Origin of the sequence: Actinomadura nitritigenes (genome assembly GCF_017573545.1) — a bacterium.
GTDB classification, from domain to species: Bacteria; Actinomycetota; Actinomycetes; order Streptosporangiales; family Streptosporangiaceae; genus Spirillospora; species Spirillospora nitritigenes.
Map to the genome: position 1 here is coordinate 173591 of NZ_JAGEOK010000010.1, position 13907 is coordinate 187497.

Annotated in this window: 12 protein-coding genes; 8 read left to right on the top strand and 4 right to left on the bottom strand. The window is 73.3% G+C overall.

Annotated features, from left to right (window positions below; all coding sequences use genetic code 11):
* Positions 1–11 precede the first annotated feature (11 nt).
* Positions 12–335: an ArsR/SmtB family transcription factor gene (locus tag J4557_RS17355; protein WP_208267618.1), complete on the top strand. Its 324-nt coding sequence runs from the start codon at positions 12–14 to the stop codon at positions 333–335.
* Positions 336–372: 37 nt separating this feature from the next.
* On the opposite strand, the gene J4557_RS17360 is transcribed toward J4557_RS17355, so the two are convergent.
* The 3 genes from J4557_RS17360 to J4557_RS17370 are packed head-to-tail and all read right to left on the bottom strand — an operon-like array spanning position 373 to position 3227.
* On the bottom strand, positions 373–1170 hold the full coding sequence (locus J4557_RS17360) for a citryl-CoA lyase (RefSeq protein WP_307799910.1): 798 nt from the start codon (positions 1168–1170) through the stop codon (positions 373–375).
* 26 nt (positions 1171–1196) lie between these two features.
* On the bottom strand, positions 1197–2393 hold the full coding sequence (locus J4557_RS17365; protein ID WP_208267621.1) for a CaiB/BaiF CoA transferase family protein: 1197 nt from the start codon (positions 2391–2393) through the stop codon (positions 1197–1199).
* Positions 2394–2435: 42 nt separating this feature from the next.
* Complete coding sequence (locus J4557_RS17370) at positions 2436–3227, bottom strand: IclR family transcriptional regulator (RefSeq protein WP_208267622.1); 792 nt, start codon at positions 3225–3227, stop codon at positions 2436–2438.
* Between the two features lie 405 nt (positions 3228–3632).
* On the opposite strand from J4557_RS17370, the gene J4557_RS17375 reads away from it, so the two are divergent.
* The 7 genes from J4557_RS17375 (at position 3633) to J4557_RS17405 (ending at position 12813) form a co-directional block, all read left to right on the top strand.
* Positions 3633–5129 (top strand): aldehyde dehydrogenase family protein, encoded by a 1497-nt coding sequence (locus J4557_RS17375; RefSeq protein WP_208267624.1) that lies wholly within the window; start codon positions 3633–3635, stop codon positions 5127–5129.
* Positions 5126–6184, top strand: coding sequence for a zinc-dependent alcohol dehydrogenase (locus tag J4557_RS17380; RefSeq protein ID WP_208267626.1), 1059 nt, complete (start codon positions 5126–5128; stop codon positions 6182–6184). Before J4557_RS17375 ends, J4557_RS17380 begins: the two co-directional genes overlap by 4 nt.
* Positions 6181–8001 carry a thiamine pyrophosphate-binding protein gene (locus tag J4557_RS17385; RefSeq protein ID WP_208267627.1) on the top strand — a complete coding sequence of 607 codons (1821 nt, stop codon included), beginning with the start codon at positions 6181–6183 and terminating at the stop codon, positions 7999–8001. Before J4557_RS17380 ends, J4557_RS17385 begins: the two co-directional genes overlap by 4 nt.
* Before the next feature lie 60 nt (positions 8002–8061).
* A complete protein-coding gene (locus J4557_RS17390) occupies positions 8062–9219 on the top strand; it encodes an ABC transporter substrate-binding protein (protein WP_208267628.1) in 1158 nt (385 codons plus the stop codon).
* A 101-nt stretch (positions 9220–9320) separates the two neighbouring features.
* The gene (locus J4557_RS17395; RefSeq protein WP_208267630.1) at positions 9321–10190 is read left to right on the top strand and encodes a branched-chain amino acid ABC transporter permease; all 870 of its coding nucleotides are present in this window, start codon (positions 9321–9323) and stop codon (positions 10188–10190) included.
* Positions 10187–12043 carry a branched-chain amino acid ABC transporter ATP-binding protein/permease gene (locus J4557_RS17400; protein ID WP_208267632.1) on the top strand — a complete coding sequence of 619 codons (1857 nt, stop codon included), beginning with the start codon at positions 10187–10189 and terminating at the stop codon, positions 12041–12043. The genes J4557_RS17395 and J4557_RS17400 overlap by 4 nt, the downstream gene beginning before the upstream one ends.
* Positions 12040–12813, top strand: coding sequence for an ABC transporter ATP-binding protein (locus J4557_RS17405; RefSeq protein WP_208267634.1), 774 nt, complete (start codon positions 12040–12042; stop codon positions 12811–12813). Before J4557_RS17400 ends, J4557_RS17405 begins: the two co-directional genes overlap by 4 nt.
* 72 nt (positions 12814–12885) lie before the next feature.
* Here J4557_RS17405 and J4557_RS17410 read toward each other — a convergent pair whose 3' ends face one another.
* Positions 12886–13872, bottom strand: coding sequence for a ThuA domain-containing protein (locus J4557_RS17410; RefSeq protein ID WP_208267635.1), 987 nt, complete (start codon positions 13870–13872; stop codon positions 12886–12888).
* Positions 13873–13907 lie beyond the last annotated feature (35 nt).

The window sequence follows — 13907 nt, forward strand, 5'->3', positions numbered from 1 at the left end:
GTGCGAGGTCCATGCAACAGCATCCTTCGAGCGCTCAGATCGAGGCGGCCACGGCGGCGTTCCGGATGCTCGCCGACCCGACCCGGCTGCGGCTGATGTGGCTCCTCACGTCCGGCGAGTACGACGTCACGTCGCTCGCCGACCTCCTGGAGACGTCCCGGCCGCTCGTCTCCCAGCACCTGGCGAAGCTCCGGATGACCGGTCTGGTGCACACCCGCCGGGAGGGCCGCAGGGTCCTGTACCGGGCGCGCGACACCCACGTGCGGACGCTGATCACCGAGGCGTTCTCCCACGCCGGCCACGAGGTGACGGGCAGGCCCCGGCACGACGGCTGACCGGCGCCCCGGCCGGGGCCGCAGCGGTCTGGGGCGGTCAGGGGCGGTCAGGGACGTAGGCCGGGAGGACGGCGCGGGGGACGGGACCCTTGTTGCGCCGGCCGCTCTGGGACTCCTCCCAGGCGTGGGCGAGGATCCCGACGCTCCGGCTGAGGACGAACAGGCCGCGCGCCAGCGGCGCGGGGAACCCGAGCTCGGCGTAGATGATGGCGGTGGCCCCGTCGATGTTCATCGGGACGGGCCTGTCGCGGCCCTCGGCGAGGCGGGCCTCGATCGCCTTGCCGGCCCGCAGGTGGCGGCCGGGGACGACGCCGTCCCGCACGGCGTCCTCCACCAGGGCGAGCAGCGGGTCGCGGCGGGGGTCGCGGGGGTGGAAGCGGTGGCCGAAGCCGGGCAGGTAGCGGGGCCCGTCCGCGATGGCCCGATCGGTGGCCGTGCGCAGGTCGAGCCCGGCGTCCTCGCGCCGGATGACGTCGTCCAGCAGCCGGACGCACTGCTCGCCCGCCCCGCCGTGCGCGTCGCCGAGGGTGTTGACGGCGCTGGCGACGGCGTTGTTCAGGCCGACGCCGCAGGTGGCGGCCATCCGGGCGATGGCGATGGACGGCGCTTGCGGCCCGTGGTCGACGGCGGCGACGAGCGCCGCGTCGAGAAGGGCGGCCTGGCGGGGCGCCGGGAGGTCGCCGCGCAGCATCAGCCAGATCATGGACGTGAGGCCGGTCGTGCCGATGAGGTCCTGGACGGGGCGGCCGCGCAGCTCGATGACGCCGGGTTCCATCCGGGAGACGGCGGTCGCCCACCAGTCCGCGACGGCGCCGGTCGGGTCGATCTCGTTCACGGGAGCCTCCTGCGCTGCACGGTCGGTCATGGGGTGACGGCGTTCTCGGCCCGGCCGTTCCAGCGGTCCGCGAGGGCGTCGCGCCCGGCGTTCTGGTCGCCCAGCAGCGGCGGGGGGCCGGTGGGCCGCAGGGGCTCGCCGTCGTGCAGGACGCCGCCGCCGGAGACCTTGAGCACCCGTCCCGAGCCGTCGGGGAAGGGCAGCTCGGTGAAGAAGCCGCGGTGCTCGAGCTGGTCGAGGCCGACGGCCTGGGGGACGGTCACGACGCGGGCGGCCGGGACGCCCGCGGGGGCGAGGATCCGCTCCCACTCGCCGGCGGTGCGGCGGCGCAGCGCGCGGTTGAGCTCGCCGGTCAGCTCGTCGCGGTGCCGCTTGCGCCGCTCCCGGTCGGTGAAGCGCGGGTCGTCGAGGAGGTCGCGGCGGTCGAGGAGGTCGCACAGCGTCTCGAACTGCCGCTGCCGGTTCGCGGCGATGTTGAGCGGGCCGTCGGCCGCCTCGAAGGTGCCGGACGGGGCGGCGGTGGCGTTCTGGGTGCCCATCGGCTCCGGCGGGACGCCGCTGACCAGGTAGTTGGAGACGGCCCAGCCCATCGCCGAGACGGCCGACTCCAGCATGGAGACGTCGAGGAACGTTCCCTTCCCGGTGCGGGCGCGGCCCGCGAGGGCGGCGGAGATGTGCAGCGCGGCGGTGAGCCCGCCGACGGTGTCGCAGACGGGGAAGCCGATCCGCAGCGGGGCGGTGTCCTCGGTGCCGGTGATGCTCATCATGCCGGAGAGCCCCTGGATGATCTGGTCGTAGGCGGGCGCCTGGCTCATGGGGCCGCTCTGGCCGAAGCCGGAGATGGCGCAGTAGACCAGCCGGGGGTTCAGCTCGCGCAGCCGCGGCCAGCCGAACCCGAGCCGGGCGAGGACGCCGGCGCGGAAGTTCTCCAGCAGCACGTCGGCGCCGCGGACCAGGTCCTCGAAGGCGGCGCGGTCGGCGGCGTCCTTGAGGTCCATCTCGACGGACTTCTTGCCCGCGTTCTGCGCCAGGAACGAGGCGCCGAGCCCGGCCCGGTTCAGCTCGGCGTCGGGACCGAGGTGCCGGGCGAGGTCGCCCTGCCCCGGCACCTCGATCTTGACGACCTCGGCTCCGAGCAGCATCAGCTGGTAGCTGCAGTACGGGCCGGCCAGCACGTTGGTCAGGTCGAGGACGCGTACACCGCTGAGCGGTCGCTCTGACATGCGCTTTGCTCCTTCAGGTCACGCCGTGGGTCCGGCCGCGGGTCAGCGCGCGGGGCTGAGCGGGTGGTCGAAGCCGCGCTCCGACATCTCCGCGGCCACCTGGCGCAGGTCGGCGGCGTACTGCTCGACGACGTCGTCGGGGAAGCGGACGGTGGGGCCGCTGAGGGACAGCGCGGCGACGACGGTCCCGGACCGGCCGAGGACGGGCACGGCGACGGCGGACAGGCCGTCCTCGCGCTCCCCGTGGCTGACGGCCCAGCCGCGGTGCGCCGCCTCGTCGATCCACTCGCGCAGCCGTTTGACGTGGCCCTCCCCGTAGGGGGAGCTGACGGCGACGCGCCGGAGGAGGGAGTCGGGCGCGTCGCGGAGGAGGGCCTTGGACGAGGCGCCGGCCCAGAGGGGGAGTTCGTCCCCGACGTGCACGACGTGGCGGAGCGGCTGCGGGCTCTCCTGCTGGGCGACGCAGACGCGGTAGATGTCGCGGAGCATGTAGAGGTTGACGGTCTCGCGGCGGCGGGCGCCGAGGTCGCGCATGTACCGGCGGGTCTCCGGGGGCAGCTCCCAGCTGCTGCGCGCGAGGTGGGCCCAGCGCCAGAGGCCGGGCCCGGGGAGGTAGCCGTTGGGCGCCGCCCACAGCAGGCCGTTCTGCTCCAGCGTCTGGACCAGCCGGATGACCGTGGTCTTCGCCAGGCCGGTCGCCTCGACGATCTCGCGGATCGAGATCACCGGGCGCTCCTCGCTGAGCAGGGACAGGATCTCGACGGCGCGCTGGACGCTGCGGACGCCCCCGGCGTCGGCGGCCGGCTCGGTGCCGGGCTTCTTGGCTGGGCTCACTGGTCCTCGATCTCCCCGATGTCGGCGGTAGTGTCCGGGAAACCCGGCGTGCTGCGCTCGGCCGCGGATGGAGAGCGGGAGCCGGCGCGGGGCCGTGCCCGGTGCGGCCGGGGACGGCTCGTACGTTACACGCAGTCCACACAGTGGTCTAGTTGGACCGTCAGTCGGTATCCGTGGGCGGTTTCGGAACTTTTCGGTGCACTCTTCCCCTCGGTGAGCCACGTCACCTATAACTAACTCACTGGTTCGAACATTAGGAGTCGACCCGGGAGGTGGCAGAGCCGTGCGACCGGCCGTCCCGCTGAGTTCCCGCCCCCAACTTTCTCGCCGCCGACCCTTGTCAGCGCGCGGCACCGACCCGTACGTTGACTCGAAGTCCACATGATGGCACTAACGGTCCGCTTGGTGGATCTGGAGGAACGGATGCTGGAAGCGCTGCTCGCGGCCGCGGCCGAGGGTGAACCGGTGCAGGCCGCGGCGCTGGTCGCCGGCCGCTGGGAGTCGGCGGGTCCGCAGGGCGAACGCGTCGGACCGTTCGTGCGCAGGCCCGTCAGCCGAGCCCCGGCCGCCGGTCCGGACGACATCGAGGCGGTCCGCGGCTGCGCGCGCGCCTTCGCCCGGACGGTGGCGCGGCTCGCACCGGCCTCGCGGGCCGAGATCCTGGAGAGGGCCTCGCGCGCCGCCGCCGAGCACCGCGAAGGCCTCGCCCGGCTGCTGGCCCTCGAACTGGGCAAACCGCTCAAGGACGGGCGCGGCGAGATCGACCGGGTCGCCGACACGTTCGCGGTGTGCGCCGCCGAGGCGCGGCAGATCGGCGGCGACACGCTCCCCGTCGCGGGCTGGGCGCGCGGCACGGGCACCACCGCCTTCACCTACCGGGCCCCCGCGGGCGTGGCCCTGGCCATCACGCCGTTCAACGCGCCCGCGAACCTGCTCGCGCACAAGCTGGGCGCCTCGTTCGCGGCGGGCAACACCACGATCGTCAAGGCGCCGCCGCAGGCGCCCGCCGTCTCCACGGCGATCGTGGCGCTGCTGGTCGAGGCCGGGATGCCGTACGAGGCCGTCCAGCTGCTGCACGGGGACGGCTCCGTCGGCGCCGAGCTGTGCGCGGCCGACGAGGTCGCCGTCATCAGCTTCACCGGCGGCGCCGCGACCGGGAACGCGGTCGCCCGCGCGGCGGGGGCCAAGCGCCTGGTCCTGGAACTGGGCGGCAACGCCGCGACGATCGTGTGCGAGGACGCCGACATCGCCGAAGCCGCTCGCGTGTGCGCGCGCACCGGCTACAGCAACTCCGGCCAGAGCTGCATCTCGGTCCAGCGCGTGTACGTCCAGCGTTCCCGCTTCGAGGAGTTCCTCGGAGCGTTCACCGGCCAGGTGGAGGCGCTGACCGTCGGCGACCCGCTCGATCCCGGCACCGACGTCGGCTCGATGGTCGACGAGGACGCCGCCGAACGCGTCGTCCGGTGGAGCGCGGAGGCCGCCGCGGCCGGGGCACGCGTGCTCCTCGGCGGCAGGCGCGACGGCGCCACCGCGCTGCCCACGATCGTGGCCGGCCCGCCCGCGACCTGCTCGGTCGTCCGGGACGAGGTGTTCGGCGCACTCGTCGCCGTGCTCCCGTTCGACGACCTCGAGCAGGTGATCGCGGAGTGCAACGAGAGCCGGTACGGGCTCCAGGCCGGCCTCTTCACCCGCGACATGGACCGGATCGTCACCGCGTGGCGGGACCTGGAGGTCGGCGGGCTCGTCGTCAACGGGTCGTCCAACTTCCGGCTCGACCACGTGCCGTTCGGCGGCGTCAAGGACTCCGGGTTCGGACGGGAGTCGCCCCGCTGCATGATCGACGACTACACCGTGGTCAAGACGATGATGCTGCGCGGGACCTCGCTGTGGGGTGCGGCGTGAAGGCGGTCGTCCTCACCGCGCCGGACGAGGTGGCCGTCGTGGACGACCGGCCGGAGCCGTCCTGCGGGCCGCGGGACGTCGTCGTCGCCGTCCACGGGGTCGGGCTCTGCGGCTCCGACCTGGCCGTGGTCGCCGGCCACCGCCCGGTGCCCGCGCTGCCGTGGGTGCTCGGGCACGAGGCGTTCGGCGTCGTCGCCGCCGCCGGCGAGGAGGTCGCCGACCGGTTCCCGGGGCAGCGCGTCGTCGTCGAACCGAACTACCCGTGCCTGGCGTGCCCGTCGTGCCGCACCGGCGCCACGGCGGGCTGCCCGAACCGCAGGGCGGCCGGCATCACCGACCCCGGGCTGCTCGCCGAGCGCGTCGCGGTCCCCGCCCGCTTCACCTGGCCCGTCCCCGACTCCTGGGACGACGCCGACGCGGTGTGCGTCGAGCCGCTCACGGTCGCGCTCAACGCCGTCCGGATGAGCGGCCTCGCCGCCGGCGACCGGTGCCTGGTCGTCGGCGCCGGCTCCCAGGGGCTGCTGGTCACCCTGGCCGTGGCGCACGCCGGGGGAGTCCCCTTCATCGTCGAACCCCACGAGGGGCGCCGCGCGCTGGCCGTCGAGCTCGGCGCGCGGGACGCCGCCGGGGACGCCTCCGCGACCGCCTTCCCCGCCGTGATCGAGACGTCCGGCGCGCCCGAGGCGTTCGAGGAGGCGCTTGAGCGCACCGCCCCCGGCGGCACCCTCATCGCCGTCGGGCAGAGCGTCCGGCCCGCCCGGCTCTCCACCTTCTCCCTCGTGCAGCGCCGCCTGACCGTGCGCGGCTGCCTCATCTACGACCACCCCGCCGATTTCCCCCGGACCATCGCGACGCTCGCCGGGCACGACCTGCGCCCCGGCCGGATCCTGCGCGAGCGCTTCGACCTCGCGGACGCGCCGAAGGCGTTCGCGCGGGCGGCGGAGACCGCCGGCAAGACCTGGATCAGCATGCCCCGAGGGGGGACGACCCCCCACGCCTCCCGGGCCGACTCCGTCGGCGCCTCCGTCACCCGAACCGAGGAGACCCCCTCATGACCGTGGACGCCCACCCCCAGACCGACCCCGCCGTGTCGGTGTCCGCGGCGGAGGCGCTCGTCCGGCAGCTCGAGCGCTACGGCGTCGAGTACGTCTTCGGGACCTGCGGCCACACCAACATCGCCCTGCTGGACGCGCTGGGCCGCAGCACGATCGAGTTCGTCATCGCGCGGCACGAGCAGGCCGCCGCGCACGCCGCCGACGGGTACGCCCGCGCGTCCGGGCGGCCGGGCGTGCTGCTCGTGCACGTCGGGCCCGGCATGATGAACGCCGTCACCGGCGTGGCGACCGCCGCGCTCGACTCCGTCCCGCTGGTCGCCATCGCCGGCGACGTCCCGTCCTACTACCGGGGCAGGCACCCGCACCAGGAGGTCAACCTCCACAACGACGCCGACCAGACCGCGATCTACAGGCCGTTCGTCAAGCGCGCCTGGCACGTCCACCGCGCCGAGGACCTCGGGCGGTTCACCGAGCGCGCGTTCTGGACCGCCACCTCCGGACGCCCCGGCGCGGTGCTGCTCAACGTCCCGATGGACCTGTTCTCCCGGCCGGTCGCCCCAGCAGAGCACCCACTGCCGGCGCACGGGGCCGTCCCTGACCTGCCGGCCGCGACCGCGGAGCGGATCGCGGCGCGGCTCGCCGAAGCCGAGCGCCCGCTGATCTACCTCGGCGGCGGGCTGCGCGGTGAGGCCGGCCGCCGCGCGCTGCTCTCGCTCGCCGAGCACCTCGACATCCCGATCGCCCATTCGCTGATGGGCAAGGGCGCCGTCCCCGACGACCACCCGCTGCTGCTCGGCATGCCGGGCTTCTGGGGGCTGGAGACCACCAACGACTACGCCCGCGGGGCCGACGTCGTCCTCGCCCTCGCGACGCGGTTCGCCGAGACCGACGCCAGCTCGTGGGACGACCGCTACACCTGGAACCTCGGCGGCCCGGACGCCCCGGCGACGTCCGGGCGGCTCATCCAGATCGACATCGACGCCGCCGAGATCGGCCGCAACTACCCGGTGGAGATCGGCGCCGTCGCCGACGTGACCCTCGCCGTCCAGGCCGTCGCCGAAGCGGTGCGGGCCGTCCACCCCGACCCGGTCGACCGGCCCGGACTGCGCGAACGGATCCGCGCCGCGCGGACCGACCTGTTCGAGCGGAGCCGCGCGCGCGGCCGCTCCGGCGACTTCCCGCTCCGGCCCGAACGCATCCTCGCCGACCTCCGCGAGGCGCTGCCGGCCGACGCGGTGCTGGTCACCGACGTCGGCTGGAACAAGAACGGCGTCGCCCAGTGCTACGAACTGCCCGCCGAAGGCCGCTTCATCACGCCCGGCGGCGCGTCCACCATGGGCTTCGGCCCGGCGGCGGCGGTCGGCGTGCAGATCGGCGCGCCCGGCCGCGTCGTGGTCGCGCTCGTCGGCGACGGCGGCATGAGCGCGCAGTTCCCCGCCGTCCCCATGGCCGTCGAACAGGGCCTGCCGGTGATCTTCGTGGTGATGAACAACCGCGCCCACGGCACGATCGCCGACCTGCAGGCCGCGAACTTCGGCGCGAGCCACGGCTGCGAGTTCCGCGACCCCGACGGCCGGCCCTACAGCCCCGACTTCGCCGCCTACGCCGAGGCGTGCGGAGCCGACGGGCACCGGATCACCGCACCGGACGCCCTCCTGCCCGCCCTGCGCGCGGCCGTAGCCGCGCGCCGCCCGGCCGTCCTGGACGTGCCGATGGTCAACGAGCCCGTGCCCACACCCGGGCACTGGAACATCAACGACATCTACCAGGGTGTCTTCCCCGGCGGCAGCGGCCACCCCGTGCCGCCCGCCTCCTGAGCCGACCTCCGAGCCCACCCCGCACCCACCCCCGACATCTCCACCCACCGAGGTGAATCCATGCGCACCATCCCCCGACTCCGTGTCTCCGCCCTGGCCGCCGGAGTCCTCGCCGCGGGCCTGACCGCGGCGTGCGGCGCCCCCGGTGAGTCGAAGGACTCCGGCTCCGGCGGCAGCGGCCCCATCAAGATCGCCGTGGTCGACGCGCAGAGCGGGCAGCTCAGCTCGCTCGGCAAGTGGGAGTACAAGGGCGCCAAGCTCGCCGTCGACGAATGGAACAAGGCCGGCGGCATCGACGGCCGCACCGTCAAGCTGGACGTCTTCGACGACCAGGGCGACCCGACCGTCGGCACCAACATCGCCCGCAAGATCGGCAGCCAGCACTACATCGCGATGATCGGCACCGCCGAGAGCGCCGTCACCATCGCCATGGCGCCCACCCTGCGCCAGGAGGAGATCCCGAACATCGCCTCGGGCCAGTCCAACGGGATGGTCGCGCTCAAGAGCCCGTTCCTGTTCCTCAACGGGCCCACGTCCACCACCTACGACGAGACGCTCGCCAAGTACGTGGTGGACGCCAAGAAGATGAAGAAGATCGCGATGATCAGCAACAACGGCTCCTACGGGAAGGGGGAGCACGACGCGTTCCTCAAGGCGCTGAGCGACCGCGGCGTCAAGCCCGTCGCCGACGAGGTCGTCACCACCGACCAGAAGGACTTCAGCGCCCAGCTCACCAAGATCCGCCAGCGGTCACCGGAGGTGATCTTCATCGGCTCGGAGGAGGTCGAGTCCGGGCTCATCGTCAAGCAGGCCCGCGACCTCGGCATCGACGCGCCGTTCGCCGGCGCGGCCCCGCAGGGCACCCCCGTCTACCGCGACACCGCGGGCGTGAAGAACGTCGAGGGCACCATCGTCAGCTCGCCCTACCTCAGCAACGACGTCAGCGACGCGTCGAAGAAGTTCGCCGCCGCCTACAAGGCCGCCTACGGCGAGGACGCCGAACTGCACGGGGCCAAGGCCTACGACGGGACCTCGATCCTGCTCACCGCGCTCAAGAACAGCAAGGTCGCGACCGGGAAGAAGCTGGCCGACGCGATCCGCGCCGTGCAGTACCAGGGGCTGCTCGGCGACTTCCGCTACGACGAGACCGGAGTCGGCATCAAGGCGACCTCCATCGGGATCATGAAGAACGGGACGGTCGTCAAGGCCGACGGCTGACGGCGGACCACCCGGACGACCGAGGGCGGCCGGGCCCCGCGGGCCCGGCCGCCCGCCCTCGTCCCCGCCGGCTCCGACGCCGGCCGCGCAGAAAGAGAACCATGCAGGTCTTCCTTCAGACACTGATAGGCGGACTGAGCCTCGGCGCGATCTACGCCCTGGTGGCGATGGGATTCTCCCTCGTCTACCGCACCATGGGCCTGGTCAACTTCGCGCACGCCGACGTGCTCATGATCGGCGCCTACGCCGCGTCCACGTTCTCCATGTCGACCAAGCTGCCGTTCGCCCTGGCCATGGTGCTGGCCATCGCGGTGACCGGTCTCATCGGGCTGTTCATCGAGCGGGTGCTGCGCCCGCTGGAGAACAAGGACTTCACCCTGATGCTGATCGGCACGATCGGGTTCGGGATGGTGCTGCAGGCCGTGGCCGTCCTGATCTGGGGCGCGACCGGACGGGCCGTCCGGACCCCCGTCGGCGGCGCCCCGCTGGAGTTCTTCGGGCTCCGCGTCCGCACCTACGACCTGGTCGTGCTCGCCATCGCCGCGGTGGCGGTGTTCCTCCTGGTCGCGTTCCTGCAGCGGACCAAGATGGGCGCCGCGATGCAGGCGGTCGCGATGGACCACGAGGCGGCCACCGCGGTCGGCATCCACGTGGGGCGCAGCAACGCGATCGCGTTCGCGATCGGCGCCGGGCTCGCCGCGCTCGCCGGCGGGCTCGTCGGCCCGCTGCTGTACGTGAACCCGACGATGGGCGGCACCATCGGCATCAAGGGCTTCGCGGCGGCCATGCTCGGCGGCTGCGGCAACATCCCCGGCGCCATCGCCGGCGGCTTCGCGATCGGGGTGCTGGACTCCTTCGCCGCCGGCCACTTCCAGGGCTACTCCGAACTCGTGGTGTTCCTCGTCTTCACGGTGGCCATCATGATCCGCCCGACCGGCCTCTTCGGCGAGACGACGGTGAGCCGAGCATGAGCACCCTCCTCAGGAACCGGTACGCGCCGAAGCTCGGGACGCTGGCGGCGTTCGTCCTCATCGCCTGGCTGCTGCCGTACACGGTCGGCGGCTACGCCATCCACGTCGTCGACATCGCGCTGGTGTTCGCGCTGCTGGCGATCGGCATGGGGCTCGCCATGGGCATCGCCGGGCAGATCAACCTGGCGCAGATCGCCTTCTTCGGGGTGAGCGCGTACGCGACCGCGATCCTCACCACCCACAACGGGCTCGGGTTCTGGCCCGCCGCGGCGCTGGCGCTGGTGGCGTCCGCGCTGATCGGGCTGCTGGTCGGCGTCCCGGCGCTGCGGATGCAGTCGCACTACCTCGGGATCGTCACGCTGGGGCTCGCGCTCGGCTTCATCAACTGGACCACCAACGCCGAGATCGCGGGCGGCGCCGAGGGCATCTCGGCGATCCCCGTCCCGCCGATGTTCGGCGTCGACCTGTCCAGCGAGTACCTGTACTACTACCTCGAAGTGGTCGTGTTCGCGGTCGCGCTGGCCTTCGGGCTGTTCGTGGTCCGCACCGGCCTCGGCCGCCGGCTGATGGCGATGCGGGACGACCCGCTCGCCGCCGGCGCGGTCGGCGCGGAGATCCCGCTGCTGCGGATGACGGCGTTCATGCTGTCGAGCGTGTTCGGCGGCCTCGCCGGCGTGCTGTACGCGGGCCTGATCCGCTACATCGCGCCCGACACGTTCAACATCGCCAACATGTTCCTGCTGCTGGCGATGGTCGTGATCGGCGGCCGGCAGAGCCTCGTCGGCTGCGTCGTCGGCGCGGTCGGCCTGACGCTGATCCGCGAGAAGCTGGTGGACCATCCCACCTACGCGCAGCTCGGCTTCGGCGTCGTCGTGGTCCTCATGGTGGTCTTCGCGCCCACCGGGCTCGCCGGCGTCCCCGCCCGGCTGAAGGCCCTGCTGGACCGCCGGCTCGGCAGGACCGCGGAACGGTCCGTCCTGCGGCCGTTCCAGCCCTACGAGGCCGCCGCCGACGCGTCCCGGGACGGCGGGGGACCGGCCGGCGGGCCGCGGCCGATGCTGGAGATCGACGGCATCGCCAAGCAGTTCCGCGGGCTCAAGGCGCTGAAGGACGTCTCCCTCACGGTCGAGCGCGGCGAGATCCGCGGCATCGTGGGGCCGAACGGTTCGGGGAAGACCACGCTGTTCAACGTCATCAGCGGCTTCTACCGGCCGTCCGGCGGGCGGGTCCTGATGGACGGGCAGGTCGTCTCCGGGTCCCGCCCGTACCGGCTCTCCCGGCACGGCCTGGCCCGCACCTTCCAGAACCTGCGGCTGTTCGGGGAGCTGACCGTCCGGGACAACCTGCTGGTCGCCCTCGACCGGTCCCGGACGTACGCGATCTGGAGGTACGCGCTGTGGCCCGTCGGGATCTGGCGGCAGGAGCGCCGCCTGCACCGGCGGGCCGACGACCTGCTCCGCCGCTTCGGGCTGACCGAGTTCGCCGCGGCGGCGCCGGGGGCGCTGCCCTACGGCATCCAGCGCCGGATCGAGATCGCCCGCGCGATGGCCGGGTCGCCGCGCCTGCTGCTGCTCGACGAGCCCGCCGCCGGGCTCAACGGCGAGGAGGTGCGCCAGCTCTCGGAGATCGTGCGGTCCATCCGCGACAGCGGCGTCACGGTCGTGCTCATCGAGCACAACATGGGCCTGGTGATGTCGCTGTGCGAGCGGGTGACCGTCCTCGCCGGCGGGTCGGTGATCGCCGAGGGCACCCCCGCCGAGGTCGTCGCCGACCATGCGGTCATCGAGGCGTACCTCGGCGACTCCGCGATGGCGGACATCCCCCTGCCGAACAGCACGGAGGTGAGCTCATGAACGCGGGCACGGCCGCCAAGGGCGGCGAGGAGGCCGGGGCCGAGACGGCTCCGGAACCGGCGACGCTGACGGTGGAGGGCCTCTCCGTCCACTACGGCGGGGTCTGCGCCGTCGACTCGATCGGCTTCACGGTGGGACCGGGCCAGTCGGTCGGGATCATCGGGGCGAACGGGGCGGGCAAGACCTCCACGCTCAAGGCGCTGATGGGACTCGTCCCGCGCAGCGGAGGACGCGTCACGTTCGGCGGCACGGACCTCACCCGGGTCAAGGCGCGTGACATCGTCCGGCACGGCATCGGCTACGTCCCGGAAGGCCGGCACGTCTTCCCGGGCCTCACGGTCGAGAAGAACCTGATGCTCGGCGCCTACGCGCGCGCGTGGCGCGGCGCGGAGACGAAGCGGTCGCTCGCCGAGGTCTACGAGCTGTTCCCGGTGCTGGGGGAGATGCGGTCGCGGCTCGCGGGCGCGCTGTCCGGCGGCCAGCAGCAGATGCTGGCCGTCGGCCGGGCGCTGATGGCCCGGCCCCGGCTGATCCTGCTGGACGAGCCGTCCATGGGCCTGTCGCCCAAGCTCGTCGAGGACATCCTCGCGGTGCTCGTGCGGCTGCGCGAGGAGGGGCTGAGCCTGCTGCTGGTCGAGCAGAACGCCAAGCTGACGTTCGAGGCGACCAGCGACTGCGTCGTGATGGAGAACGGCGAGGTGGCGATGGTCGGCACTTCCCGCGAGCTGCGCGACGATGTCCGGGTCCGCCGCATCTACCTGGGCCTCTAGGTGCACCGTCGCCGGGCTCGTCCTGATCGTCCGGTCCGAGCCCGGCCTGGAGACGGGGTGGCGCGCCGCGGGTCAGCGGCAGAAGGGCTTCATGCCCATCGCGGACTCGATGCCGTTCAGCACCAGGCTCTGGAACCGCTCCGCCCCGGCGAAGCCCGTGCCGTCGTCGGTGAACGCCTTGGCGTCGTGCCCGAGGGTGGTCAGGAACGCCCGGCCGCCGTCGTAGTACTGGCACCACGCGACGGGGTGGAACGAGCCGTGCCCCGGATGGTTCATGTTGCCGGTGACGCCCTGGGCGAGGGTCTTCTCGTCCACGGTGGCCAGGAACCGCACTTCGCTGGGGAACGGGACGAGGTTGTACCACTCGTCGCTGAAGTCCCACCGGCCCGGCAGCCCGGCGGTCGAGGCGTCCTTGCGGTCGACGGTCTGGACGGTCCCGGGCTGCGCGCGCCCGTGGTCGTAGAAGTTGGCGCCGCCGAGGAGCCCCTCGTACCAGGGCCAGTTGTACTCGGTGCCGAACGCGTTGTGGATGCCGACGAAGCCGCCGCCTCCGCGGACGTACTGCCGCAGCGAGGTCTGGGCCGCGTCGTCGAGGGCGTCGCGGGTGGTGCTCATGAAGACGACGGCGTTGTAGCGGAACAGCGCCGACGGCGACGCGAGCTGCGCCACGTCCTCGGTCCAGTCGACGCCGAACCCGTTGTCCTGCCCCATCTTCACCAGGGCCTTCTGGGCCACGTTGGCGTCGCTGAGCGGCGGGTTCATGCCGGGGCCGAGGGCGGGGCCGAGGTTGGCGTGCCGGGGCCCGGCGGTGCGGCTGTAGACGAGGACCCGGTAGCCCTCGGCCGGGTCGAAGTTGCCCCAGTCGTGGTAGCAGCGGGGGTCGGTGCCGCGGCAGACGCCGTAGACGGGGTCGCCGAGCTCCTGGGCGCCGGCGTTCCTCGGCTCGGCGCGCGGGCCGGCCGCGGCCGGCCCGCCGGTGAGCGCCGCGGCGGCCAGCACGGCGGCGGTGCCGAGGGCCGCCGCGGCGGCCGACAGCACGGGGGACGGGGGCCTCTTCATGGGGCGGGTCCTTTCCGGTGTTCCCGTTCACGCGG

Bases quoted from the DNA above. Each gene is read 5' to 3' on its own strand.
- J4557_RS17355 (WP_208267618.1), top strand. From the start codon at position 12: ATGCAACAGCATCCTTCGAGCGCTCAGATCGAGGCGGCCACGGCGGCG.
- J4557_RS17365 (WP_208267621.1), bottom strand. From the start codon at position 2,393: ATGTCAGAGCGACCGCTCAGCGGTGTACGCGTCCTCGACCTGACCAAC.
- J4557_RS17385 (WP_208267627.1), top strand. From the start codon at position 6,181: ATGACCGTGGACGCCCACCCCCAGACCGACCCCGCCGTGTCGGTGTCC.
- J4557_RS17390 (WP_208267628.1), top strand. From the start codon at position 8,062: ATGCGCACCATCCCCCGACTCCGTGTCTCCGCCCTGGCCGCCGGAGTC.
- J4557_RS17395 (WP_208267630.1), top strand. From the start codon at position 9,321: ATGCAGGTCTTCCTTCAGACACTGATAGGCGGACTGAGCCTCGGCGCG.
- J4557_RS17400 (WP_208267632.1), top strand. From the start codon at position 10,187: ATGAGCACCCTCCTCAGGAACCGGTACGCGCCGAAGCTCGGGACGCTG.
- J4557_RS17405 (WP_208267634.1), top strand. From the start codon at position 12,040: ATGAACGCGGGCACGGCCGCCAAGGGCGGCGAGGAGGCCGGGGCCGAG.
- J4557_RS17410 (WP_208267635.1), bottom strand. From the start codon at position 13,872: ATGAAGAGGCCCCCGTCCCCCGTGCTGTCGGCCGCCGCGGCGGCCCTC.